20 protein-coding genes are annotated in these 24,692 nt (G+C 65.4%); 2 read left to right on the forward strand and 18 right to left on the reverse strand.

Annotated elements, in window-relative coordinates; all coding sequences use genetic code 11:
* The 6 genes from fusA to VJV41_RS24820 all read right to left on the reverse strand — a co-directional run.
* Positions 1-1,704: elongation factor G (gene fusA, locus VJV41_RS24795; protein ID WP_325338239.1), on the reverse strand; the 1,704-nt coding region annotated here is incomplete at its 3' end.
* Positions 1,705-1,775: 71 nt separating this feature from the next.
* Complete coding sequence (rpsG, locus tag VJV41_RS24800) at positions 1,776-2,246, reverse strand: 30S ribosomal protein S7 (RefSeq protein WP_014209180.1); 471 nt, start codon at positions 2,244-2,246, stop codon at positions 1,776-1,778.
* The gene (gene rpsL, locus VJV41_RS24805; protein WP_007167812.1) at positions 2,246-2,620 is read right to left on the reverse strand and encodes a 30S ribosomal protein S12; all 375 of its coding nucleotides are present in this window, start codon (positions 2,618-2,620) and stop codon (positions 2,246-2,248) included. The genes rpsG and rpsL overlap by 1 nt, the downstream gene beginning before the upstream one ends.
* Before the next feature lie 311 nt (positions 2,621-2,931).
* Positions 2,932-3,588, reverse strand: coding sequence for a TetR/AcrR family transcriptional regulator (locus VJV41_RS24810; protein WP_325338242.1), 657 nt, complete (start codon positions 3,586-3,588; stop codon positions 2,932-2,934).
* 76 nt (positions 3,589-3,664) lie between these two features.
* A complete protein-coding gene (locus VJV41_RS24815) occupies positions 3,665-4,198 on the reverse strand; it encodes a DUF3558 domain-containing protein (protein ID WP_325338282.1) in 534 nt (177 codons plus the stop codon).
* A gap of 2 nt (positions 4,199-4,200) precedes the next feature.
* Complete coding sequence (locus VJV41_RS24820; protein ID WP_325338243.1) at positions 4,201-4,758, reverse strand: DUF3558 domain-containing protein; 558 nt, start codon at positions 4,756-4,758, stop codon at positions 4,201-4,203.
* A 115-nt stretch (positions 4,759-4,873) separates the two neighbouring features.
* Between VJV41_RS24820 and VJV41_RS24825 the strand changes: the two genes are divergently transcribed.
* Positions 4,874-5,251, forward strand: a complete 378-nt coding sequence (locus VJV41_RS24825; protein ID WP_414685051.1) for a DUF3060 domain-containing protein — start codon at positions 4,874-4,876, stop codon at positions 5,249-5,251.
* A complete protein-coding gene (locus tag VJV41_RS24830) occupies positions 5,248-5,649 on the forward strand; it encodes a DUF3060 domain-containing protein (RefSeq protein WP_325338244.1) in 402 nt (133 codons plus the stop codon). Before VJV41_RS24825 ends, VJV41_RS24830 begins: the two co-directional genes overlap by 4 nt.
* On the opposite strand, the gene VJV41_RS24835 is transcribed toward VJV41_RS24830, so the two are convergent.
* From VJV41_RS24835 to VJV41_RS24885, 12 genes are all read right to left on the reverse strand, one after another.
* Positions 5,646-6,413: a crotonase/enoyl-CoA hydratase family protein gene (locus tag VJV41_RS24835; protein ID WP_325338246.1), complete on the reverse strand. Its 768-nt coding sequence runs from the start codon at positions 6,411-6,413 to the stop codon at positions 5,646-5,648. The two genes, VJV41_RS24830 and VJV41_RS24835, sit on opposite strands and share 4 nt — an antisense overlap.
* On the reverse strand, positions 6,410-7,123 hold the full coding sequence (locus VJV41_RS24840) for a PaaX family transcriptional regulator C-terminal domain-containing protein (RefSeq protein ID WP_325338248.1): 714 nt from the start codon (positions 7,121-7,123) through the stop codon (positions 6,410-6,412). The genes VJV41_RS24835 and VJV41_RS24840 overlap by 4 nt, the downstream gene beginning before the upstream one ends.
* Positions 7,124-7,141: 18 nt before the next feature.
* Complete coding sequence (locus tag VJV41_RS24845; RefSeq protein ID WP_325338250.1) at positions 7,142-8,080, reverse strand: crotonase/enoyl-CoA hydratase family protein; 939 nt, start codon at positions 8,078-8,080, stop codon at positions 7,142-7,144.
* Between the two features lie 88 nt (positions 8,081-8,168).
* Positions 8,169-9,797, reverse strand: coding sequence for an acyl-CoA dehydrogenase family protein (locus VJV41_RS24850; protein ID WP_325338252.1), 1,629 nt, complete (start codon positions 9,795-9,797; stop codon positions 8,169-8,171).
* A 53-nt stretch (positions 9,798-9,850) separates the two neighbouring features.
* The gene (locus VJV41_RS24855) at positions 9,851-10,696 is read right to left on the reverse strand and encodes an alpha/beta hydrolase family esterase (RefSeq protein WP_325338254.1); all 846 of its coding nucleotides are present in this window, start codon (positions 10,694-10,696) and stop codon (positions 9,851-9,853) included.
* Entirely contained in the window at positions 10,693-11,763 is a 1,071-nt protein-coding gene (locus VJV41_RS24860) for a phosphatase PAP2 family protein (protein ID WP_325338256.1), read from the reverse strand. The genes VJV41_RS24855 and VJV41_RS24860 overlap by 4 nt, the downstream gene beginning before the upstream one ends.
* A 77-nt stretch (positions 11,764-11,840) precedes the next feature.
* Positions 11,841-12,593: a deoxyribonuclease IV gene (locus VJV41_RS24865; RefSeq protein ID WP_325338258.1), complete on the reverse strand. Its 753-nt coding sequence runs from the start codon at positions 12,591-12,593 to the stop codon at positions 11,841-11,843.
* A gap of 42 nt (positions 12,594-12,635) precedes the next feature.
* A complete protein-coding gene (locus VJV41_RS28900; protein ID WP_349254685.1) occupies positions 12,636-12,716 on the reverse strand; it encodes a cupredoxin domain-containing protein in 81 nt (26 codons plus the stop codon).
* Between the two features lie 109 nt (positions 12,717-12,825).
* A complete protein-coding gene (locus VJV41_RS24870; protein WP_325338260.1) occupies positions 12,826-16,779 on the reverse strand; it encodes a DNA-directed RNA polymerase subunit beta' in 3,954 nt (1,317 codons plus the stop codon).
* Positions 16,780-16,825: 46 nt separating this feature from the next.
* Positions 16,826-20,311, reverse strand: coding sequence for a DNA-directed RNA polymerase subunit beta (locus VJV41_RS24875; RefSeq protein ID WP_414685052.1), 3,486 nt, complete (start codon positions 20,309-20,311; stop codon positions 16,826-16,828).
* Positions 20,312-20,696: 385 nt separating this feature from the next.
* Entirely contained in the window at positions 20,697-22,406 is a 1,710-nt protein-coding gene (locus VJV41_RS24880; RefSeq protein ID WP_325338264.1) for a hypothetical protein, read from the reverse strand.
* Positions 22,407-22,465: 59 nt separating this feature from the next.
* Entirely contained in the window at positions 22,466-24,667 is a 2,202-nt protein-coding gene (locus VJV41_RS24885; RefSeq protein ID WP_325338266.1) for a molybdopterin-dependent oxidoreductase, read from the reverse strand.
* Positions 24,668-24,692 lie beyond the last annotated feature (25 nt).

Below are 24,692 nucleotides of genomic sequence, written 5' to 3' on the forward strand. Positions count from 1 at the left end.
CACCAGCGGATAGCCGGCCAGCACGCCGTACTGCATGGCGTCCTGCGCGCCGGCATCCACCGAGGGGATGTACTCACGCGGGATGCGGCCACCGGTGACCTTGTTCTCGAACTCGTAGGTGGCACCGTCCTCGCCGGTGAACGGCTCGATGGAGATGAGCACCTTCGCGAACTGGCCCGAGCCACCTGTCTGCTTCTTGTGGGTGTACTCGACCTTGTCGACCATGCGTTTGATGGTCTCCTTGTAGGCCACCTGCGGCTTGCCGACGTTGGCCTCGACCTTGAACTCGCGCTTCATGCGGTCGACGAGGATGTCGAGGTGCAACTCGCCCATGCCGCCGATGACGGTCTGGCCGGTCTCCTGATCCAGGTGCACCTTGAAGGTCGGATCCTCCTCGGCGAGCTTCTGGATCGCGGTGCCGAGCTTTTCCTGGTCGCTCTTGGTCTTGGGCTCGATGGCCACCTCGATGACCGGATCGGGGAACGTCATCGACTCCAGCACGACCTGCTGGTTCGGATCGGACAGAGTGTCACCGGTGGTGGTGTCCTTCAGTCCGATCACGGCGTAGATGTGACCGGCCGAGGCCGTCTCCACCGGGTTCTCCTTGTTGGAGTGCATCTGGAACAGCTTGCCCAGCCGTTCCTTCTTGCCCTTGGTGGCGTTGATGACCTGCGACCCGGAGTCGACCTTGCCGGAGTAGACCCGAACGTAGGTCAGCTTGCCGAAGAACGGGTGCGTGGCGACCTTGAAGGCCAGCGCGGAGAACGGCTCGTCGGTCGACGGCTTGCGCACGACCTCCTCGTCCTCCTTGCCCGGCGCGTGGCCGACGGCCGGCGGCACGTCCAGCGGCGAGGGCAGGTAATCGATCACCGCGTCGAGCATGGGCTGCACACCCTTGTTCTTGAACGCGCTGCCGCACAACACCAGATAGGCATCGGAGTTGATCGTCAGCTTGCGCAGTGCGCCCTTGATCTCCTCGACGGAAAGTGCCTCGCCGCCGAAGTACTTCTCCAGCAGCGCCTCGTCGGTCTCTGCAACGGCTTCGAGCAGCTTGGTGCGGTACTCGTCGGCCTTCTCAGCAAGATCGGCAGGGATCTCGATGGTGTCGTAGGTTTCGCCGAGCTTGGTCTCACCGCGCCACACCTTGGCGTTCATCTCGACCAGGTCAACGATGCCCTCGAAGTCACCTTCAGAGCCGATCGGCAGCTGGATCGGAATCACGTTGGCGCCCAAGCGCTCCTCCATGGTGCGCACGGAGAAGTAGAAGTCCGCGCCGATCTTGTCCATCTTGTTGACGAAGCAGATGCGGGGGACGTCGTACTTGTCGGCCTGGCGCCAGACCTGCTCGGACTGCGGCTCGACACCCTCCTTGCCGTCGAACACGGCAACGGCACCGTCGAGCACGCGCAGGCTGCGCTCCACCTCGACGGTGAAGTCGACGTGTCCTGGGGTGTCGATGATGTTGATCTGGTTGTCATTCCAGAAACAGGTGGTAGCGGCGGAGGTGATGGTGATCCCCCGCTCCTGCTCCTGCTCCATCCAGTCCATGGTGGCGGCGCCGTCGTGCACCTCACCGATCTTGTAGCTGATACCGGTGTAGTAGAGGATGCGCTCGGTGGTCGTCGTCTTACCGGCATCGATGTGCGCCATGATGCCGATGTTGCGGACCTTGGTCAGGTCGGTAAGCACGTCCTTCTGTGCCACAGAAGTCTTCTCTTTCGCTAAGTAGTTGCTGTTGTCAGTGCACCCTGGCAGCGCTGCCGCGGGTGTCTAAATCACCAGCGGTAGTGCGCGAAGGCGCGGTTCGCCTCGGCCATCTTGTGGGTGTCCTCACGCCGCTTGACGGCGGCACCCAGGCCATTGCTGGCGTCGAGGATCTCGTTCGCCAGGCGCTCGATCATGGTCTTCTCGCGGCGGGCCTTGGAAAAGCTGACCAGCCAGCGCAGTGCCAGCGTGACCGAACGATCCGGACGGACCTCGACGGGAACCTGGTAGGTCGCGCCGCCGACACGACGGCTGCGAACCTCGAGTGCGGGCTTGACGTTGTCGAGGGCGCGCTTGAGGGTGACGACCGGATCGGTGCCGGTCTTGTCGCGGGCCTGTTCGAGCGCACCATAAACAATGCGTTCGGCAAGCGATTTCTTCCCGTCCAGCAGCACCTTGTTGACCAGCTGGGTGACCAGCTGGGACCCGTAGACCGGGTCGTTGACCAACGGACGCTTAGGCGCGGGCCCCTTGCGCGGCATTAGCTCTTCTCCTTCTTGGCGCCGTAGCGGCTGCGGGCTTGCTTGCGGTTCTTGACGCCCTGGGTGTCCAGCGAGCCGCGGATGATCTTGTAGCGCACACCCGGCAGGTCCTTCACACGACCGCCGCGCACCAACACCATCGAGTGCTCCTGCAGGTTGTGGCCTTCACCGGGGATGTAAGCGGTGACCTCAACCTGGCTCGTCAGCTTGACGCGTGCGACCTTGCGAAGCGCCGAGTTCGGCTTCTTCGGAGTGGTGGTGTACACGCGGGTGCACACGCCGCGGCGCTGCGGGCTGCCCTTGAGGGCCGCGGTCTTGACCTTGGCGATCTTGTCGCGGCGACCCTTGCGGACCAGCTGCTGAATGGTTGGCATCTACCGGCTTCCTGTGTTGCTTCTCTGTTGTTAAGTCTCTGTACTGCAGTTATGTCCCGCTCGCTTACCCCGCGACCGGGTGTGTCGCATGCGTCCGCCGCGAAGAGTTTCTCTAGGCTTCGTGGACACGCGAATTGGCCCGGCGTGCAGGCATGCTTGCGGAATTTTCGTTGAGTCAAGTCCGCAATGCGCCTTATCTGCCAGGCACGATCGTCCACAATACCAGGGCGGCCGCAGCGCTCCAAACCCGTCGCGGACGGTCTATTCGCAGGTCAGCGCTAGCTCAAGCCCTCCGCTCTTCGCGCAAGCGCTCATCGCCTCTCCATGCCGGACGCCAGCCGCATCACCATGTCCGTGAACACCACGTCGGTGTCGATCCCGTTCATCGCACCCGTCATCTCCAGCAGCACGAACCCGTGCATCGCCGACCAGAACTCCAGCGCCGCGTAGAACGCGTGCTCTCCCTCCAGCCCGTAAGACGCGAGCACGGAGATGACCGGGGCGGCAGCGGCCCGCGTGCCCTCGGTGAATTCGGGGTTGTCACCGCCGAGCGGCATCCGGGTGAACGCCGAATAGCGCCCGGGATGGTGATGGGCGTAGCTGCGGTAGGCGCTGGCCATTGCCATCACCGCGTCATCGCGGGTGCGGCCCTGGCCAACGGTGTTGAGCATGTCGATGATGTCGCCGACCACCCGCATCCGGACGGTGCGCCGCAGATCCTCAAGGCTATGCACGTGGTTGTACAGCGACGGGCCCTTGGTGCCGAGCTGGGTGGCCAGCGCGTTGATTGTGAGCGCGTCCCAGCCCTCACGATCCAGGAACGTCAGCGCGGCGTTGACGATGGAGTCGCGGCTCAGCCTGGGAGGACGTCGCCCGCCGGTGCTTGATGTCGCCGGCCGAGCGGCTCCGGTGCTTGATGTCGCCGGCCGAGCGGCTCCGGTGCTCGATGTCGCCGGCCGAGCTGCCATGCGATTCGCCCTTCGGGTCGGTCGTTGGACCCGCGATTGGGTCAGCGAAAAACTAACACCTCTAGTTTCGCATTGGTCAGTTCACGCGGTCCTGACTGAGCTGGGCGAGTTGCTCGGTGACCGAGCAGAGGTCTGGGAGCATGGCCGGATTCATGGTCTGAATCGACCAGGTGATCACATCACCGCCCTTGGCCACGTAGATGCTGCATGCATTGGCGTCGTGGGCCTTGAAACCCTTGTTCCCGTCGATCGACAGCTCGGTGAGTGTGCGGCCGGCCTGCTGTTCGAGCGAACGTTCGGTGTCCATGTCGCTGCCGCGATACCACCACGTCGAGATGCCCATACCCGCGCCGAACGTGCCAAGCACGGTGTTCTCCTGCCAGAAGCATCCGGCGTCGCTGACAACGGCTTTGGTGAACATCGACGACCCGGCCGCCTTGTTCACGTCGGCATCGGTGACCCCGTTGCAGTCAACGCTGCGGAAGCCGCTGGTCACCGGCACCGGCGACGCCGGAGTATTTGGCTTGTCGGACGGCCCGCAGCCCGAAAGCAGTGCTGCACCGGCCGCGGCCGCGGCGCAGTACCTCAACAACGGCTGTGCGGCGCCCATGCTCACATGTCCGACTGCAGGGTCGCCGACAGCAGCTTTTCGGCGTCCGTGCAGGGGTCGCCGCTCTGCTGACCGCGGAATTGCACCCACCAACTGAGCACGCCGGTGCCGGCTGCGGCGGTGGCCGAGCACGCCGCGCCGGTGGTATCCCGTCGCGCGAGGAACGCCTGGTGGCGTTCGACAATCTTCTCGGTGACCTTCGCGCCGCGTTCGCTGGCCAGCGCTCGTTCACGGTCGAGGGTGCCCGCCTCGAACCAGGCGAACGTGACGTCGATCATCGCCGGTGGGGCAACCGCGCCCGGGCCTGAACCACGCGCCAGTACGTATTGGCAGACGGCGCCGCTATAGGGGCGCACGACATTGTCGGCACCGATCACTTCCTGGATGGTGCTGTCCACCAAAAGCCCGCAGCGATCGTCGACATAGCCGTAGCTGCGGTTGGGATCGGGTACGCCGGGCTGGGCCCGTCGCGCGGCGCCGCCGACGGTCTGAGTACACCCCGCGACGGTCACTACCGCTGTGACCGCCGCGACAGCAACGGGTTTGACACGCCAACGCATCGCTCATCACGCTACCCAGCACCGTTGGCAAAGGCGACTCGTGCGAAGCACTGTCGAGACATCTGTCCGCCACGTACGCTTCGTCCATCGGACAGCACGCGGAGGGGACGGAACAGTGATATCGAAAGCTGTGGGCCGGTCGCTGGCGGCATGCGCGATCACATTCCCGGTGGCGCTCGGCGTGGGAGTCCCCGGGGCCCAGGCGAAGAACGGTGACACGCACATCACCGGCCAGGGCATCGCGCAGACGATCGACTGCAACGAGTCGACGCTTTTCGTCATGGGGACCGGCAACACGATCAACGCGCTGGGCTCGTGCTGGGCGATCACCGTCCAAGGTTCGTCGAACGTCATCATCGCCGACAACATCGTCGACAACGTCATCGTGTACGGCAACGACCAGACCGTGTTCTACAAGAGCGGCGACCCGGTCGTGTGGGATCGTGGCCGCGAATTAGGCATGACCAATCGCATAGATCGGGTACCCGCATGACCATGCGCATGTATGCCATCGCAGCAGTGGCTGCCGCGGCCCTGGCCATGGCGGGCTGCGGGTCGGAAAGCAAGGACACCAACACCCCAACGGCGACGGCGGGCTCATCGGGCGCACAGGTCGAGGTCGGCAACACGATCAACTACGGGTCGTTCGGCACCACTGCCGACATCGATTGCGCCGACGGGAAATCGCTCAACATCGGCGGTTCCAACAACACGCTGACCGTCAAGGGCACCTGCGCGAACGTGAACATCGGCGGCGCCGACAACAAGGTCACGTTCGAGAAGGTCGACAAGGAACTCTCGGTCGTCGGCCTGAACAACACCGTCACCTACAAAGACGGTGACCCTAAGGTGAACGACACCGGCTCGGGCAACAAAATCAGCAAGGGTTAGGCGCTCGCGCCGTGCCGGCCTTCGCCGCCGGCGAAACGTGCTGCGCCCTCGAGTGATTCCGCCGCGACGCGTGAGATGCTCGCGAACTCGAAGTCCATCGCTTCGGATTCGGACATCCCCCACTGGCGGATCGTCGACAGGCGATCCGAGCGCATGCATTGCTGCGGCAGCGCCGCCAGTTCGGCAGCGAGTTCCTCAGCGCGTTGGCGCGCTTGCCCTTTGGGCACAACGCGATTGGCCAGTCCCATGGCATAAGCCTCGTTGGCGTCGACGCCGCGGCCGGTCAGGATCAGGTCCATCGCGCGGCCGTGACCGATCAGCCGCGGCAGCCTCACCGTGCCACCGTCGATCAACGGGACGCCCCAGCGTCGGCAGAAGACACCCATGATCGCGTCCTCCTCGACCACCCTCATATCGCACCACAGTGCCAACTCGAGACCGCCGGCGACGGCGTAGCCGCTCACCGCGGCGATCACCGGCTTGGACAACACCATCCGGCTTGGACCCATGGGGCCTGGGCCCGATCGATGGACAGGGTTGGCGTCGGGGGTGCCGAACGCTTTGAGATCCGCTCCGGCACAAAATGTTCCGTTGTCACCCCACAGTACCGCCACCGACGCCGCGTCATCCTTGTCGAACTCGTCAAAGGCTTGGTACAACTCGGCGGCGGCCGGCCCGTTGACCGCATTGCGCGCCTCCGGCCGGTTCATGACCACCGTCGTGACCGGACCGCTGCGTTCGACCCGCACACCACCACTGCTCATGTTGCCTCCATCAATTCCACACCGTCGCGCCGCGCGACCAGTTCGGCGGCGAAGTTCGTATAAGCGTCACGTAACGCAGCACCGGGCCAGTCGCCTGGCAGCAGTTCACCGGGTAGTACCGGGTCGGTGAGCAGATGTCGCACCATGCCCGCCGCCGCGCCGAATCTTCCCGGAATGTCGGTGGCAGCGGCCATTTCGTCGAGCAGTTCGTGGCCGATCCGCGCCCATCCCGGCAGGTCCCACAGCCGCGCGGCCAGGTCGGCCGGGTCGTCGTCGCGGGTATGCAGCACTCGTCCCCGCCCCAATACGTCCTGGGTCAGCTTGATGTCGAGGTTGTCGGGCCGCAACCACACACCTTCACGTAGTTCGCCGAACCGGTTGTTCTGCAGTGCGGTTCGCAATGCTGCCCGGGTGCGGGCTTCGGTGCCGACGCTGGTGACGACGAGTGTGGTCCAGGTGCCGCCCCATTTGCGCAGCCGCGGGTTGATGGCGTCATCTTGTCGACGCTGACGGCCGAGCAGCCGGTCGGACAGCCGGTAGCCGTCCTCGGAGCGCACCAGGTCGCCTGCGCTGACCATCCGCGTCAGCGCCACCCGCACCGTCGGCTCGCGGATGTCGAAATCTGCTGTGAGCCTGACGAGTTCGCTCGCGGTGGCCCATGCTGGGTGCGCGCCGAGCAGTACGCTCAGCACGACCGACCGGGCCGTCATCCGCTTGAGGGCAGGCATCTAGACCCCGGATGCCTTCCGGCCGTGGTCGCCGAACGGCTCATCGCGCTGACGCACCGCATCCCGGAAGCCGTGCTCACGCGCCTGCGCAACGAACGCGTGGCCCTCCGGCGTGTGGCGGGCGATACCGTCGAAGATCGTGGAGATCATCGCGCTGTTCGCCACGCCCTGGTTGTAGAGCGCACTGTTCATCGCGAGCTTGACCATGATCAGCTGATTGATCGGCACGGCTGCGATCCGCTCGACCAGCCGCTCGGTGCGCTCGTCAAGGTCCTTGGGATCGGGCGCCTCGACTGCGAGGCCCCATTCGGCGGCTTGGGCGCCGGTGATGCAATCTCCGGTCAGCAGAAGACGTTTCGCGCGCTGATCGCCGAGGCGGTGTGCCCACATACCCGCCGCCGGCACACCCCACACCCGGGTGGGTGGGTAGCCGATCTTGGCGTCGGCCGCCGCAATCACCTGGTCAGCGTGCAGCGCGATATCGGTGCCACCCGCCACGCAGTAACCGTGGATCTTGACGACCGTCGGCTTGTCCGCGCGCATCAGGCTCGAGAAGCCGCGGACGAACCGGCTCATCATCTGATAGTCGATCATCGGGTCCCATGGCTGATCGGGCAGATGGTTGATCGCCTGCGTCTTACCGGACAGCACGGTGTCCTTGTACGGGCTGCCACCGCCCGCCGACGACGAGCCTTCGGCATATGCACTCAAATCGAAGCCCGCGCAAAAGCCTTCACCACGGCCCGATACCAGGATGACGTGGACGTTCGGGTCGAGGTCGGCGCGTTCGGCCAACGCCGACAGTTCGAGCGGCGTGTCGGCGATGATCGCGTTGCCCTTCTCGGGGCGGTTGAAGGTGATGCGCGCAACCCGATCGGTGACCTCATAGGTCATCGTCTTGAGATTGCCGAAGTCGACGGGCCTGATCGCGTGGGTCATCCTTTCACCTCATTCCGCGAGCAGACGTAAAACTGCCCTAAAACAGGAGAAAATGGGCACTTTTGCGTCTGCTCGGCCAGAATCGGGGTCATCCCTGAACCAGCGCCCGCTCGAGGATGGGCGCGAGATCCAGCCCGGCGGGCAGGGTTCCGAACGCCCCGCCCCACGCACCGCCCATGCGCGACGCCAGAAACGCTTCGGCGACGGCCGGATGGCCGTGCCGCACCAACAGCGATCCCTGCAGCGCCAGGCTGATGTCCTCGGCGATCTTGCGCGCCCGGTACTGAATGCTGTCGTAGTCGTCGAGCTGCGGCTTGAGGCCGTCGACATGGGCGTCCAGCCGTGGGTCCTGCCCGGTCGTCTTGGCCAGCTCGTCGAACAGCACGTCGACGCACTCCGGCCGAGTTGCCATGGCGCGCAACGTGTCCAGCGCGCTGACGTTGCCAGAGCCCTCCCAGATGCCCATCAGCGGCGCCTCGCGATACAGCCGCGGCATGCCCGATTCCTCGACGTAGCCGTTCCCGCCAAGGCACTCCATCGCCTCGGCCGCGTGCGGGGTGGCGCGCTTACACACCCAGTACTTGCTTGCCGCCAGACCGATGCGCCGCAGCAGCGACTCGCGTTCGTCGCCGCGCACCGCGTTGTCGGTGGCTCCGGCCATGCGCATCGCGACGACCGTGGCGGCTTCGGCTTCGACGGCAAGGTCGGCGAGCACGTTACGCATGAGCGGCTGGTCAATCAGGTACGCGCCGAACGCCTTTCGGTGCTGTGCGTGGTGGATGGCACGAGCCAGGCCGTTGCGCATGCTCGTCGCGCTGCCCAGCGTGCAGTCCAGCCGGGTGAGGTTGACCATCTCGATGATGGTCGGCACACCGCGGCCCTCCTCCCCGACCAGCCACGCGATCGCTCCGTCGTACTCGACCTCACTGGACGCGTTGGCGTGGTTGCCGAGCTTGTCCTTGAGGCGCTGCAAGAACATCCGGTTACGGCTGCCGTCGGGCAGGATCCGCGGAAGCATGAAGCAGCTCAGCCCACCGGGCGCCTGCGCCAGGACCAGGAAGATGTCACACATCGGCGCTGAGGTGAACCATTTGTGGCCGGTGAGGCTGTAGCTTCCGAAGCCGTTGGGTGTGGCCTGCGTGGTGCCGGCGCGCACGTCGGATCCGCCCTGCTTCTCGGTCATCGACATGCCCGCGGTGATGCCGACCTTTCTGGCGGGCACCGTGAGCTCGGGGTCGTACTCGCGGCTGGTCAGCAGCGGCTCGTACGTCTTGGCCAGCTCCGGGTTATGGCGCAGCGCCGGCACGACGGCATACGTCATCGAAATCGGACAGATGTGGCCGGGTTCCGGCGTCCAAACCGAGGTCTTGGCGGCACGTACGACGTGCGAGCCGCGCCGGTCGTCGGCCCACGGCGCACCGTGCAGGCCGTGACCGATCGCCACCTTCATCAACTCGTGGTAGGCCGGGTCGTACTCCACCTCGTCGACGCGGTGCCCGTAGCGGTCGTGGGTGTGCAGGATCGGCTGGTTGCGATCGGCCAGTTCACCCCATCGCTGGGCCTGGCGGCTGCCCGACAGGGCGCCGAGTTCGGTGACCTCGTCCAGGCCCCACTCGCCGCCCTCGCGGACCAGCGCTTCGGCCAGAACCGGCGAGGTTGCCGGGTTGTAGTCCTCCAGCGGCGGGACCTGATTGGTGACGGCATGCGTGTCTGACATCCCTTCATGTTACATTTCTCCAACAGTCGCACAAGAGGTGTAATAGCCGGGTGTCAGCGTGGATGAGCGGCGAAGAACTGCCACAGCGCCTGCGTCGCGAACGGCGGCCACTCGTGTCCCCCGCCGTCCACGGTCAACAGCGCGACGCCGCGGCCATCGGGACAGTCGGCGGTCGACGTGGTGACAGCACCCTCGGTCACCGTTGCCGGGGGCCCGCAGTGGTCGACATTGCGCCAGAACGCGTTCAGGTCGGGTATCGACGGACCGCCGTCGGGCGTCGCCACACCAGTGCCGGGACCGCCGTCGTAGCGGATCCGCGGATCGGCGGTGCCGTGGATGTGCATCACCGAAGTTGGATGCGGCGCTGAACATTTGTCGAGCTGGGTGGCCGAGTCGGGACCGATCGCGGCGAATGTGGAGGTGTTGCACGCCAGGGCATAGGCCAGCATGCCGCCGTTGCTGATACCCGTGGCATACAGACGGGCGCGGTCGATGTCGACGTTGTTGGCGACGTCGTTGACCACTGCGGTGACAAAGCCGACGTCGTCGATCCCCTCTCGACCGGGCCGACCACAACAGCCGCCGCTGACGTTCCATGCCCTGCCGACACCGTCGGGGTAGGCGACGACGAACTTGGCGCTGTCTGCCAATTCGTCCCAGCCGTAAGATCTTTCAGCCTGCTGAGCGCTGCCGAAACCGCCGTGCAGCATGACGACCAGCGGCGCGGGCGTCGGCAACCCAGACGGAATGTAGAGCCGATAGGACCGGCCCAGACCGCCGAAGCTCATCGGGTGCTGCGACGAACCTTCGGTAAAGCCTTGCGGCGCCGCCGAACCCGGCGCGGCGCAGCCTGATGCCAACAGGATCACAGCGAGCAGCGCGGCAAAGCGAGCGGTCACGACTCCACAGTAGAGACGAGCGGGCTCGCGCGGGTTTCGAGACGCCCGACGAGAATGAGGACCGCAGCGGCCAGCGCCCAGCCCAGCAGGATGTCGATGACGTAATGCTCGGCGGTGTACACGAGCCCGAACGCCATCACGAGGACATACGCCAGCAGCAGCGGCCGCCACCTGCTCTGAACCCGCTTCCACAGGAAGGCCGCGACGGCGGCCGTCAAGCCTGCATGCAGCGAAGGGATCGCCGCGACCAGATTGACACTCGACTGCACTCGGTCGATCAACGCGCTGGCGGTTTGCAGATTCAGCTTGCCCCAACCGCGCGTGACGATGCGTTCAACCCATTCGTTGGCGCCGTCCCGGCTCGTCTGCATCGCACCGAGCAGGCCTCCGTCAGGCAGGCCACGCGGCGAGCCGTACATGCAGGCAGGCGCCGACGGACCGCCTGCGACGTCGGCAGCTGAACACCGCGCAGCAGCCCACGGTGGCGCCGCGGGCATCAGCGCGTAGATGAGCAGGGCTGTGAATGAGAGCCCGACGAACAACCGGACGAACGACTTCCATTCCTCGCGGTCGCGTAGCCACAGCACCGCGGCGACCACATAGGGAAGGATGAAGAACGACATGTAGACGGTGCTGATCACGATCTCCCACCACGGCGGGTCCGGCAGCTTGAGATGCTCCTGCAGCCACACCGTCGGCACCGTGCCGAAGAACAGCCAGCGATCGGCATTAACCTGCCATGACCACAATGTCGGCCGGCCGATCAAGGTCGCCGCTCCCCTGCTGAGGTCGTAGGCGATGAGCACCACCGCAAACGGCAGCCAGTCGCGGGCGACGTAGAGCATGCGGCGTCCTCGACCAATGCTCGCCGCGATCAATCCCGTGCAGATGTAGAGCAGCAGCAACTCACGATTGAACGCAAAACCCGTTGTGGCCGTGCGATATACCACCACGACGGCCCATATCGCGATCGCTGCGCGACGGGCAATCGTCAGTCGGCGCTCGCGCGTCTGGGCCGCATCCTCGGAGCGGACCAACGCGATTGGCGAGTCGTCAACTGCCGACACTCAATTCAGCGTAGTTCACCAGCACGTTACCGCTGGTTAGGTAACCGTTCGGTTATAGAACCGTGCTTCAGGCGCGCCTAGCTCATGTGTTCGCGCAGGAATGCGATGTCGTCCTTGCGGCCCTCGTCGGCGGTCTCGCAGATCACGGGTGCATCGGCGGCCTTGACTACCGCGACGAGCAGGTCAGGATCGATCTGGCCGGTGCCGAAATTGGCGTGCCGGTCAGCACCCGAACCGGCGGCGTCTCGCGAGTCGTTGCAGTGCACCAGGTCGATACGGCCGGTCAGTGCCTTGATGCGGTCGACCGCGTCGATGAGCTTTTCGCCCGCTGCCCATGCATGGCAGGTGTCCAGGCAGAACCCGATGCCGCTGTCACCGATGTGGTCCCACAGCCGGCCGATGGTGTCGAAGTACCGCGCCATCGCATGGTCGCCGCCCGCGGTGTTCTCCAGATACACCTGCACATCGGTCTCGAGATACTTGAGCGCCTTCTCCCACCGCTCGAAGCCGGCTTCCATGTCGTTGTCGTCGGCGTGGCCGCCGTGCACGATCACCGCGGTCGCGTTGATCTCCGAAGCCGCATCACAGGTGTCCTGCAGGATCTTGCGCGACGGGATGCGCACCCGGTTGTTGGCTGACGCCACGTTGATCAGATACGGCGCGTGGACATACAGCGGCATGCTCGACGCCTTGAGCACCTCCGCGTCGTCGCGCGGTTTGGGCTTCTTCCAGCTCTGCGGGTTGCCGAGGAAGAACTGCACCACATCGGCGCCGTCGGCATCGGCCGCGGCAAGGGGATCGTCTTGGTGGACGTGCGAACCAATAAGCACGGGTCGAGTCTAGGCGTGCACACCGACGCGGACTCGCCTGCGCTACTGGACGATCAACGACCCATGCATGTTGGCGTGATACCTGCAATGAAATGGGTAGGTGCCGGGCGTGGTCGGCGCCATCAGTGTCGATATGCCGCCGCCGCCGAATATGGGGTTGTGTCACGCGAAATGTGACGCACGAAAAAGCCCCCGCACCCCAATGAAGGGGGCGGGGGCTTCTCCGTTTCGACTAGCGGTAGTCGCTGTAGCCGTAGTCGTCCAGCGGGACCGCGGCACCGGTGGCCTGGCCGAAGTCCGGGCTGTAGTACTGATCCTCGTAGGACGGGATCGTGTACGCGGCGGCCCTGGCCTCTTCGGTCGGCTGCACCTGGATGTTGCGGTACCGGTTGATGCCGGTACCCGCCGGGATCAGCTTGCCGATGATCACGTTCTCCTTCAGACCCTGCAGCTTGTCGCTGCGGCAATTGATCGCCGCATCGGTAAGCACGCGCGTGGTCTCCTGGAACGACGCCGCCGACAGCCACGAGTCGGTCGCCAGCGACGCCTTCGTGATGCCCATCAGCACCGGGCGACCGGCCGCGGGCTCGCCACCCTCGGCAACCACCCGACGGTTCTCGGTCTCGAACTCGCCACGCTCGGTCAGCGAGCCTGGCAGGAACTCCGTGGCGCCCGAATCGATGATCGTGACGCGACGCAGCATCTGCCGGACGATCACCTCGATGTGCTTGTCGTGGATGGACACGCCCTGAGCGCGGTAGACCTCCTGAACCTCCTTGACGAGGTGGATCTGCACCTCGCGGGGGCCCTGGACGCGCAGCACCTCGTGCGGATCGGCGGAGCCTTCCATCAGCTGCTGCCCGACCTCGACGTGGTCGCCGTCGGCGAGCAGCCGCTCGCTGCCGTCGTCGTGCTTGAACACCTTCAGGCGCTGACGACGGGAGAGCTTGTCGTAGACCACTTCTTCGCCACCATCGTCGGGAACGATGGTGATCTTGTAGAAGCGCTCGCCCTCTTCGAGGCGCACCCGTCCGGTGACGTCGGCGATCGGGGCCTTGTCCCGCGGGACACGGGCCTCGAACAGCTCCTGCACACGCGGCAGACCACCGGTGATGTCGCCACCGCCGGTGACACCACCCTGGTGGAACGTACGCATGGTCAGCTGCGTGCCGGGCTCACCGATGGACTGTGCGGCGACGATACCGACCGCCTCGCCGATGTCGACGAGCTTGCCCGTCGCCATCGAACGGCCGTAGCACATCGCGCACACGCCGGTGCCCGTCGCACAGGTCAGCACGGAGCGGACCTTCACCTCGGTGATGCCCGCCGCGAGCAGCGCCTCGATCGCCGGGTCGCCCAGGTCGTGACCGCGTTCGACGACCACGTTGCCCTTCTCGTCGACCGCGTCCTGCGCCAAAGTGCGCGCGTAGGCCGAGGTTTCGATGTGCTGATCGCGAACCAGCGCATCGCCCTGGAGCTCGGCGAGGTGCACGGTGATGCCCCGCTCGGTCTCGCAGTCGGTCTCGCGAACAATCACGTCCTGCGACACGTCCACCAGACGACGGGTCAGGTAACCCGAGTCGGCGGTACGAAGAGCGGTGTCCGCCAGACCCTTTCGGGCGCCGTGAGTGTTGATGAAGTACTCCAGCACCGTCAGGCCCTCACGGAACGAGGACTTGATCGGACGCGGGATGAACTCACCCTTCGGGTTGGTCACCAGGCCCTTCATGCCGGCCAGCGTCCGCGTCTGGGTGAAGTTACCCGTGGCGCCGGAGTCGACGATCGTGATGATCGGGTTGTCGCTCGGGTAGTGGTCCCGCAGCGCCCGACCGACCTCTTCGGTGGCGTCCTGCCAGATCTTCACCAGTGCCTCATTGCGCTCGTCATGGTTGAGCGCACCGCGCTGGTACTTCTTCTCGATCTGGTCCGCTTCCTTCTCGTAGCGGTCGAGGATCTCCTGCTTCTGTGGTGGAACAAGCACATCAGCCATGGAGACAGTGACTCCACTTCGGGTGGCCCAGTAGAAGCCGGCGTCCTTGAGCTTGTCCACGGTCTGCGCAACCACGATCATCGGGTAGCGCTCGGCCAGGTCGTTGACGATCCGAGCCTGCACCTTCTTGTGCATCTGCTCGTTGACGAACGCATACCCGAGTGGGAGCAGCTCGTTGAACATCACCCGGCCCAGCGTGGTCTCGGCTGTCCAAGCGTCGCCCGGCTTCCAACCCTCGTCGCCGAACAGCTCGGCTTCGATGTCGGCAGGCGGACGCAACTGGGTCAGCCGCACCCGGATCTTGGCGCGCACACTCAGCGCGCCGCGGTCCAGCGCCATGATGGCCTCGGCGGGCGAGCTGTAGACGCCCGACTCCGGCTTGTCCTTGGCGGCGGCCACGTACTCGCCGGTGTCGCCCTCGATCAAGGTGGTCAGGAAGAACAGCCCGGTCACCATGTCCAGACGCGGCATGGCCAGTGGGCGGCCCGACGCGGGCGACAGGATGTTGTTGCTGGACAGCATCAGGATGCGAGCCTCGGCCTGCGCCTCCGCCGACAGCGGAAGGTGCACGGCCATCTGGTCGCCGTCGAAGTCGGCGTTGAACGCCTCACACACCAGCGGGTGCAGCTGAATTGCCTTGCCCTCCACCAGCATCGGCTCGAAAGCCTGGATGCCGAGGCGGTGCAGCGTTGGCGCGCGGTTCAGCAGCACCGGGTGCTCGCCGATGACCTCTTCGAGCACGTCCCACACCTGCGGACGCTGACGCTCGACCATCCGCTTGGCGCTCTTGATGTTCTGCGCGTGGTTCAGGTCGACCAGACGCTTCATCACGAACGGCTTGAACAGCTCGAGTGCCATCAGCTTGGGCAGACCGCACTGGTGCAGCTTGAGCTGCGGGCCGACCACGATGACCGAACGGCCGGAGTAGTCGACGCGCTTACCGAGCAGGTTCTGACGGAACCGGCCCTGCTTGCCCTTGAGCAGATCGCTCAAAGACTTCAGCGGGCGGTTGCCCGGCCCGGTGACGGGCCGGCCACGACGGCCGTTGTCGAACAGCGCGTCCACCGACTCCTGAAGCATGCGCTTTTCGTTGTTGACGATGATCTCGGGCGCGCCAAGATCGATCAGCCTCTTGAGCCGGTTGTTGCGGTTGATGACGCGGCGGTACAGGTCGTTGAGGTCCGACGTGGCGAACCGGCCACCGTCGAGCTGCACCATCGGGCGCAGCTCCGGCGGGATCACCGGAACCGCGTCGAGGACCATGCCCAACGGCGAGTTGCTCGACTGCTGGAACGCCGCGACCACCTTGAGCCGCTTGAGCGCGCGAAGCTTCTTCTGGCCCTTGCCGTTCTTGATGACGTCACGCAGCGACTCGGCCTCGGCGTCGATGTCGAAGGTCTCGATGAGCTTCTTGATCGACTCCGCGCCCATGGCGCCTTCGAAGTACTCGCCGTAGCGGTCGACGAGCTCGCGGTAGAGCACCTCGTCGACGATCAGCTGCTTGGGCGCCAGCTTGGTGAAGGTGCTCCAGATTTCCTCGAGCCGGTCCAGCTCACGCTGGGCACGGTCGCGGAGCTGACGCATCTCGCGCTCGCCACCGTCGCGCACCTTGCGGCGCACGTCGGACTTGGCACCCTCTTCCTCGAGCTCCTTGAGGTCTGCCTCGAGCTTCTGAGCACGAGCCTCGAGATCGGCATCACGCTGATCCTCGACCGCCTTGCGCTCGACGGCCATCTCGGCCTCGAGCGTCGAGAGCTCGTTGTGCCTCATCTCGTTGTCCACGCCGGTGATGACGTAGGCCGCGAAATAGATGATCTTCTCGAGATCCTTTGGCGCCAGGTCGAGCAGGTAGCCCAGACGCGACGGCACACCCTTGAAGTACCAGATGTGCGTGACGGGCGCGGCCAGCTCGATGTGGCCCATCCGCTCACGACGAACCTTGGCCCGGGTCACCTCGACGCCGCAGCGCTCGCAGATGATGCCCTTGAAGCGGACGCGCTTGTACTTGCCGCAGTAGCACTCCCAGTCGCGAGTCGGCCCGAAGATCTTCTCGCAGAACAGGCCGTCCTTCTCCGGCTTCAATGTGCGGTAGTTGATGGTCTCCGGCTTCTTGACCTCGCCGAAGGACCAGTTGCGGATGTCGTCCGCGGTGGCCAGGCCGATGCGGAGTTCATCGAAGAAGTTGACGTCTAGCACGTAACTCCCTTTCCCCTTTCGGGATTAGTAAACGAAAATCGCCAAATCACGCTAGGTCTTCTACGGATGCAGATTCGTTGCGCGACAAGTTGATTCCCAGGTTCGCGGCAGCGCGCTCCAGGTCCTCGTCGTCGCCGTCGCGCATCTCGATCGCCGCACCATCGGAAGACAGCACCTCGACGTTCAGGCACAGCGACTGCAGCTCCTTGAGCAGCACCTTGAACGACTCGGGGATGCCCGGCTCGGGGATGTTCTCGCCCTTGACGATCGCCTCGTACACCTTGACCCGCCCGACGGTGTCGTCGGACTTGATGGTCAACAGTTCCTGCAGCGTGTACGCCGCGCCGTAGGCCTGCATGGCCCAGCACTCCATCTCGCCGAACCGCTGACCACCGAACTGCGCCTTACCGCCCAGCGGCTGCTGGGTGATCATCGAGTACGGGCCAGTGGAGCGGGCGTGGATCTTGTCGTCCACCAGGTGGTGCAGCTTGAGGATGTACATGTAGCCGACCGTCACCGGGTACGGGAACGGTTCGCCGCTACGGCCGTCGAACAGCATCGCCTTGCCGTCCCCGTTGACGAGCGTCTCGCCATCGCGGTTGGGCAGCGTCGAGGAGAGCAGACCCTGAAGCTCGGCCTCGCGGGCACCGTCGAACACCGGCGTCGACACGATGGTCTCCGGCTCGGCCTCCAACAATTCCTGCGGAAGATTGCTCGCCCAATCCGGCGAGCCGTTGATCTTCCACCCGGCCTTGGCCACCCACCCGAGGTGGGTCTCCAGGATCTGGCCGATGTTCATCCGTCGCGGCACACCGTGGGTGTTCAGGATGATGTCGACCGGTGTCCCGTCGGGCAGGAACGGCATGTCCTCAACGGCGAGGATCTTGCCGATGACGCCCTTGTTGCCGTGGCGCCCGGCCAGCTTGTCGCCGTCGGAGATCTTGCGCTTCTGCGCGACGTAGACGCGGACCAGCTCGTTGACACCGGCAGGCAGCTCGTCGTCGTCCTCACGCGAGAACACGCGAATGCCGATGACCTTGCCGGACTCGCCGTGCGGAACCTTCAGCGACGTGTCGCGAACTTCGCGCGCCTTCTCACCGAAGATCGCGCGCAGCAGCCGCTCCTCCGGCGTCAGCTCGGTCTCACCCTTCGGGGTGACCTTGCCGACCAGGATGTCGCCGTCGCGGACCTCGGCGCCGATGCGGACGATGCCGCGCTCGTCGAGGTCGGCCAGCACCTCATCGGAGACGTTCGGGATGTCCCGGGTGATCTCCTCGGCGCCCAGCTTGGTGTCGCGGGCGTCGATCTCGTGTTCCTCGATGTGAATCGAGGTGAGCACGTCCTCTTCGACCAGGCGGTTGGAGAGGATGATCGCGTCCTCGTAGTTGTGACCCTCCCAAGGCATGACGGCGACGAGCAGATTCTTGCCCAGCGCCATCTCACCGTTCTCGGTGCACGGCCCGTCGGCGATGACCTGGCCGGCCTCCACGCGGTCGCCGGCGTCGACGATCGGACGCTGGTTGGCGCAGGTGCCGTGGTTCGAGCGGGCGAACTTGCGCATCCGGTAGGTGTGCCGGGTGCCGTCGTCGGCCATCACGGTGATGTAGTCGGCAGAGACCTCCTCGATCACGCCCGCCTTGTCGGCGACGACCACGTCACCGGCGTCGATCGCGGCACGCAGCTCCATGCCGGTGCCGACCAGCGGGGCCTCGCTGCGTACCAGCGGAACCGCCTGGCGCTGCATGTTGGCACCCATCAGGGCACGGTTGGCGTCGTCGTGCTCGAGGAACGGAATCATCGCGGTCGCGACCGACACCATCTGGCGCGGCGAGACGTCCATGTAGTCGACCTCGGTCGACGAGACGTACTCGACCTCGCCGCCCTTTCGGCGGACCAGGACGCGCTCCTCGACGAAGCGGCCCTTCTCGTCGATCGGCGAGTTGGCCTGCGCCACGACGTGGCGATCCTCCTCGTCGGCGGTCAGGTAGTGGATCTCGTCGCTGACCACACCATCGACGACCTTGCGGTACGGCGTCTCGATGAAGCCGAACGGGTTGACCCGCGCGTACACCGACAGCGAGCCGATCAGACCGATGTTCGGGCCTTCCGGCGTCTCGATCGGACACATGCGGCCGTAGTGCGACGAGTGCACGTCACGGACCTCGAGGCCGGCGCGCTCACGGGACAGACCGCCGGGGCCCAGCGCCGACAGGCGGCGCTTGTGCGTCAGACCCGACAGCGGGTTGTTCTGGTCCATGAACTGCGACAGCTGCGACGTGCCGAAGAACTCCTTGATCGCCGCCACGACGGGACGGATGTTGATCAGGGTCTGCGGCGTGATCGCCTCGACGTCCTGAGTCGTCATGCGCTCGCGCACGACGCGCTCCATGCGGGACAGGCCGACCCGGATCTGGTTCTGGATCAGCTCGCCGACGGTGCGCAGGCGACGGTTGCCGAAGTGGTCGATGTCGTCGGTTTCAACCGGGACCTCGACACCGCCGGGCACCGTCATCGAGGTCTGTCCCTCGTGCAGCCGGACCAGGTACTCGATGGTGGCGACGACGTCCTCTTCGGTCAGCGTGGTCGACTTGGTCTCAGCCGGCTTTCCGGTGATGCCGAGCTTCTTGTTGACCTTGTAGCGACCCACGCGGGCCAGGTCGTAGCGCTTCTCCTTGAAGAACAGGTTCTCCAGCAGGGTCTGCGCGGACTCCTTGGTCGGCGGCTCGCCCGGGCGCAGCTTGCGGTAGATGTCCAGCAGCGCCTCGTCGGTGCCTGCGGTGTTGTCCTTCTCCAGCGTGCTCATCATGATCTCGCTGAAGCCGAACCGCTCGACGATCTGCTCGTTGGTCCAGCCGAGCGCCTTGAGCAGCACGGTGACCGGTTGACGGCGCTTGCGGTCGATGCGCACACCGACGGTGTCGCGCTTGTCGACGTCGAACTCCAGCCACGCACCGCGGCCGGGGATCACCTTGACGCTGTGCAGCGTCTTCTCGGTGGACTTGTCGATGGTCTCGTCGAAGTACACACCGGGCGAGCGGACCAGCTGGGACACCACGACACGCTCGGTGCCGTTGATGATGAACGTGCCCTTCTCGGTCATCATCGGGAAGTCACCCATGAAGACCGTCTGGCTCTTGATCTCACCGGTATTGTTGTTGATGAACTCCGCGGTGACGAACAGCGGAGCCGCGTAGGTCATGTCCTTGTCTTTGCACTCGTCGACCGGCGCCTTCACCTCGTCGAAGCGCGGGTCGCTGAACGACAGCGACATCGATCCCGAGAAGTCCTCGATCGGCGAAAGCTCGGTGAGAACCTCTTCGAGGCCGCCCACCGGGTTCACGTCGCCGCGGGCCTTGGCCTTCTCGCGCCACTCATCGGCGCCGACCAGCCACTGGAACGACTCGGTCTGTACCTCAAGGAGCCCCGGAACCTCGAGCGGCTCGCGGAGCTTTGCAAATGAAATTCGGTTCGGTGCTCCTGGAACGGAGTTGTTAGTGGTAGCTACTGCGGACTTTTGGCGGGACCCTGCCAAGATGCATCCTTCCAGCACCTCATGCGACTTCCGGGTGGCCTCAAAGGCTTGAGCGCCGGTTCCTTCATATCGCTATATCTGCGTCGGTTCGGCTGGCATTCTCGAGTCCGGGCCTCCCGAACGCACGGCACGCGACTAGATCACTGAGCGCGAAATCAAGGCTCAGGCTAGGACCACGGTGTCAGGTGCGGGTGTGAGGTGGGCAGGATGCAGCCAGCGCAACGTCCAACCATAGCGCAGGACGGCGTATTCCTCAACCTCCGCATGCAGAGCTAAGCGGGCGCTGGCTGGCGTCCTCAACCCGTGCAAACATGCTGCCCAACAGATTGGACTCTTGCAGCCTTCCCGTCAAGAGATAGCGCCGTGTTGCATGGGGAGTTTTCCCTCAAGCGGCCGCCTGCTGCAGGGATGATCCGCTGGATTCGGGCGCTGCGAGGTTGAACAGCAATTGTGAGCCGCTGACGAACCACCACCGCAGCAGCTGATCCAAAGGCGAGAGTGAGGCTTCCGATGCCGGAAGCGCGATGGCGTCGGCTGTGCCAGCGATGGTGGGAATCTCGACCGAATCGCCAGGATCGGCGTAGACACCCTTATGCGTGCCGGCGAACATGTCGTTGATCCAGCCGGTGGCCAGTACCTTGACCGCCTCGATGTTCTGCTGCTGCGAGAAGCCAGCAACCAGGTAGGCCGCAAACTGAATCAACGGGTTGCCACCCTGCATGGCGTCGATATGCGAACCGCCGACCAGTTGCACGCCATTGAACCGACCCGGCCGCGCCGCCACCAGCGCATCGCTCGTGGCGCCGTAGATGTTCCAGGCGTACGGCGGTGAGGCGATCTGATACACCGGCAGGTCGTCGGGAATCTTGTCGATCACTGCCGGCGCGTCGCCAAGCACCACACCGTCGAGCAAGACAAGGCCTGCCAGATCGTCGATCGTGCCGTTGTCGACCATGTAACCGGCGACGGCCAGTGCCAGACCTCCGCCCGCGCTGTGGCCGGCGATCACGACCCGCTGCGGCAACGTGGTGCCCGTGAACCCGGCGGCGGTTGCGCTGGCGGTAAGTGCGTCGCGATCGCCAACGAACAAGTTGGCGACGGCCCGCTGCAACGGGGCCCCGCCGATCCAAAAGCCGTCGGAGGCAAAGAAGTTCGACGTCACCGAGGGCGCGACGACGATGCTGTGGGTCTGCTCGGCCAGGGTCGCGGCCGTGTAGCTGTAGAAGCGGCCGCTGGCGAGGAAGCCGTGCTGTAGATAGATGAGCCTGTCCGGAGCCGGATCGGTCGGGAAGTACCAATCGGCCGGCACTTCATATCCGCCGAGCTGCAGGGTGGAGCTGCGCACGGTGACGGTGCTGCCCGGCGGCAACACCGGCGGCCCCTCGAAAAGCCGGGTGGCCACGTTGAAGAGAGTGAAGATCAGCGTGCCGATCACGTTGATCAGTGACGGCTGCTGCGGCGCGACGGCCACCGAGTTGATGTCCACAGCCGAGGGCGCCGACGCGAGCGTCATCGCAGCGCTGACCGCGGCCGTGGTCTTGGTCTGGGCCACAGCGACCGTGGGCGGTTCGTCGGTGGGCTTCGGCGCCTCGAGTTCGACAGCCGCGTCGGGTTTGGGCTTTGCCTCCGCGACGGGTTTGACCTCGGGTTCGGACGTCACCGCTACCGGCTTGGTGAGCTTGTCGGCCGGCCGTTGGGGTTCGGGCAGCTTGCGCTCGCTCGCCGAAGCTGCGACGGGATCGGCGCCCTCGTGCGAACTGCCCGTCTTTTCGTGCGATGCCGATCCCGGCTTCGACGGATGCTCGGTGGTCTCGTCCGGTGTCGCGTCCTTGTCGACGGTGGGCTTGTCAGCGTCGGTAGCCGGCTTCGAATCTGTTGCCTTGGCGTCCGTCGGCTTCGTCGACTCGTTCTTCTCCGAATCCGCCTTACTATCGGTGGGTTTCGATGATTCCGACGACTCCGACGATGAAGCGCCGCCGGCGTCCGATGACGATCCCGTGTCGGCGAAAGCGATCGCCGTCCCCGAGATCATGGCCGCCGACATGCCGGCAGTGAGCACACCCGCGCCCAACCACACCCAGAACCGGTCGACCATGCCGTCTCCTGTCCGAACCGCGGTCACGGTATCGCGAGCCTCAAAAGGGACGAGGGTGTTTACGGAAATTGACCCCGCTGTAAGGACGCGACGCGCTCGACGCGGACCGGCACACCGGTCAGCCGAGCCATCCCAGCCAGCTTCTCGAGATCGGCCGGCGACGAGGACGTCAGGCGGTTGACGTTCGCCCCGCCCGCACCGTTCGCGACCCGCCAGCCGCCGGTGCCTTTGTGACCCCAGCCGTGCGGGACCGCGACGACACCTTCGACGATGTCCCTGGTGAGGATGACGGGCAGTTCGATCTCGCCGTGCGGCGAGGTGATGCGCACCATATCGCCGTCGACGATGTTCGACGCGGCCGCATCGTCAACATGCATGCGCGCGTGCTGCACGCGGCCGCCGCGCATGAGCAGCGGCGCGTTGTGCATCCACGTGTTCTCCGAGCGGGGCTCCCGCATGCCGATCAGCCGCATCGGATAGCCCTCGGGTACATGACGCCGACGCAGGGCCGCGACTTCGCCAGCGATCTCGTCGTGTTGCAGCCGCACCTGCCCGCCGCGGTAGACGACCGTCTTGGCGAGCACGCCGTCGCGCAGATTCGGAGCCAACACCTTGCCGTGAGGGTGGTCGCGCGTCAGCCGGGAGAACGTCAGCCCGTCCCGGCGCAGCCCGAATCTGTCGCCACCCTCGCCGAGCCGGATCACGGCATCGACGAGCAACCGCGGGCTCAACCGAATACCGAAGAGTACCAACAGCTTTCGCAGCGCCTTTATCGCTGTCAACCCTGGCGTGCGGCGCCATAGCCTATCGATGATGTCGTCGATGGCCTCCCACTCGGCACGGGCGTCTCCGATCGGCGCAATGACGGCCTCGGTGGCTTGGCGGAACGGTGTGGTCTGCAACGTCTGGAACTGCAGGGGGAAGTCGTCGCGCTCGTACATCGTCGCGGCCGGCAAGACGTAATCGCAATGCGCAAGCGTCTCGTTGACGTAGAGGTCGATCCCCACCATCAACTGGAGGCCTTCGAGCGCTTCTTCCAATTCATCGCCGTTGGGCACGGACAGCACCGGGTTGCCAGCGCTGACGAACAGCGCCCGCACCTGACCCGCGCCCGGGGTGGCGATCTCCTTGGCCATCACGCCCGCCGGCTCCGACATCATCACCGAAGGGAAGCCGCCGATGCGCGAGCGTCTGCGGGTGTAGATAGTGCGCATCAACGCGCCGAGACCCTTCATCGCCCATCGTTCCGCCGGGAAGCCGAAGCTGCCGAACATGCTGCCGCCGACGTGGTCCAGATTGCCTGCCACGAGGTTGACGGCATCGAGCAAATATGTTGTGAGCGTGCCGTTTTCGCCAGTGCTGGTGCCCACGCGTCCATACACCGCGGCGCGCGGCGTGCACGCGAGATCACGGGCCAGCGCCCGCACGGTGTCCGGGTCGATGCCGGTTCGCGGCTGCGTTGCCTCGGGGCTGAACGGCCGGGCCAACTGCTCGAGCCACACGCCGCCGGTCGACTGACGAGCCAGGCGGGCGCGGTCGACGAGATTCTCGCCGAACAACACATGCAGCAGGGACAGCAGCAAGAAGGCGTCGCCGTCGGGAATGATGCCCAGCCACTCGAACTGCGCCGCGGTCTCGGTCTTGCGCGGATCGATGACGACGACCCGGCCGCCGCGCTTGACGATGTCGTGCATGCGGTCCTTGATCCGCGGCACGGTCAGCACGCTGCCGTGCGACACGACCGGGTTCGCGCCGATGACCACGAGCAGATCGGTGCGCAGGACGTCGGGCACTGGCAGCGCCAGCGCCGAGCCGTACAGCAGCTGGCTGGCCACGAAGCGGTTGTTGACGTCTTGGGACCCGGCGGTGAACACGTGAAGCCGCGGCCCAAACGCCGCCATGAACATCGCCAGGCTCAGAGTGTGCGAGTAGCTGAACGCGCCGGGGTTGCCGTAGTACCAACCGACGGCACCCGAGCCGTGGCGGCGATGGATGTCGGCTAGCCGCTCGGCGATGTCGGCCATCGCCTCGTCCCAGCTGACCGGCTCGAATCCCTGCTCGGTGCGCCGCAGCGCGGTGGTGACGCGGTCAGGGTCGTTGACGACCTCGGTGATCGCGATGCCCTTCTGGCAGGCGAAGCCGGCCGAGAGTGGATGGTCCCTATCGGGACGCAATGAGGTCAGCCGACCGTCGTCGACGGTCGCGATCATGCCGCACAGCGGCTCGCAGATCCGGCAGAAGGTCGGCTTCTGCTCTCGCATTATTTCTCTACGCGCGAGCGCTCAT

This window comes from Mycobacterium sp. (assembly GCF_035274705.1).
Taxonomy (GTDB): Bacteria; Actinomycetota; Actinomycetes; order Mycobacteriales; family Mycobacteriaceae; genus Mycobacterium.

Coding starts and splice junctions, on each gene's coding strand:
- rpsG (WP_014209180.1), bottom strand. CDS start 2,246: ATGCCGCGCAAGGGGCCCGCGCCTAAGCGTCCGTTGGTCAACGACCCG.
- rpsL (WP_007167812.1), bottom strand. CDS start 2,620: ATGCCAACCATTCAGCAGCTGGTCCGCAAGGGTCGCCGCGACAAGATC.
- VJV41_RS24810 (WP_325338242.1), bottom strand. CDS start 3,588: ATGGCAGCTCGGCCGGCGACATCGAGCACCGGAGCCGCTCGGCCGGCG.
- VJV41_RS24815 (WP_325338282.1), bottom strand. CDS start 4,198: ATGGGCGCCGCACAGCCGTTGTTGAGGTACTGCGCCGCGGCCGCGGCC.
- VJV41_RS24820 (WP_325338243.1), bottom strand. CDS start 4,758: ATGCGTTGGCGTGTCAAACCCGTTGCTGTCGCGGCGGTCACAGCGGTA.
- VJV41_RS24830 (WP_325338244.1), top strand. CDS start 5,248: ATGACCATGCGCATGTATGCCATCGCAGCAGTGGCTGCCGCGGCCCTG.
- VJV41_RS24835 (WP_325338246.1), bottom strand. CDS start 6,413: ATGAGCAGTGGTGGTGTGCGGGTCGAACGCAGCGGTCCGGTCACGACG.
- VJV41_RS24840 (WP_325338248.1), bottom strand. CDS start 7,123: ATGACGGCCCGGTCGGTCGTGCTGAGCGTACTGCTCGGCGCGCACCCA.
- VJV41_RS24845 (WP_325338250.1), bottom strand. CDS start 8,080: ATGACCCACGCGATCAGGCCCGTCGACTTCGGCAATCTCAAGACGATG.
- VJV41_RS24850 (WP_325338252.1), bottom strand. CDS start 9,797: ATGTCAGACACGCATGCCGTCACCAATCAGGTCCCGCCGCTGGAGGAC.
- VJV41_RS28900 (WP_349254685.1), bottom strand. CDS start 12,716: ATGGCGCCGACCACGCCCGGCACCTACCCATTTCATTGCAGGTATCAC.
- VJV41_RS24880 (WP_325338264.1), bottom strand. CDS start 22,406: ATGGTCGACCGGTTCTGGGTGTGGTTGGGCGCGGGTGTGCTCACTGCC.
- VJV41_RS24885 (WP_325338266.1), bottom strand. CDS start 24,667: ATGCGAGAGCAGAAGCCGACCTTCTGCCGGATCTGCGAGCCGCTGTGC.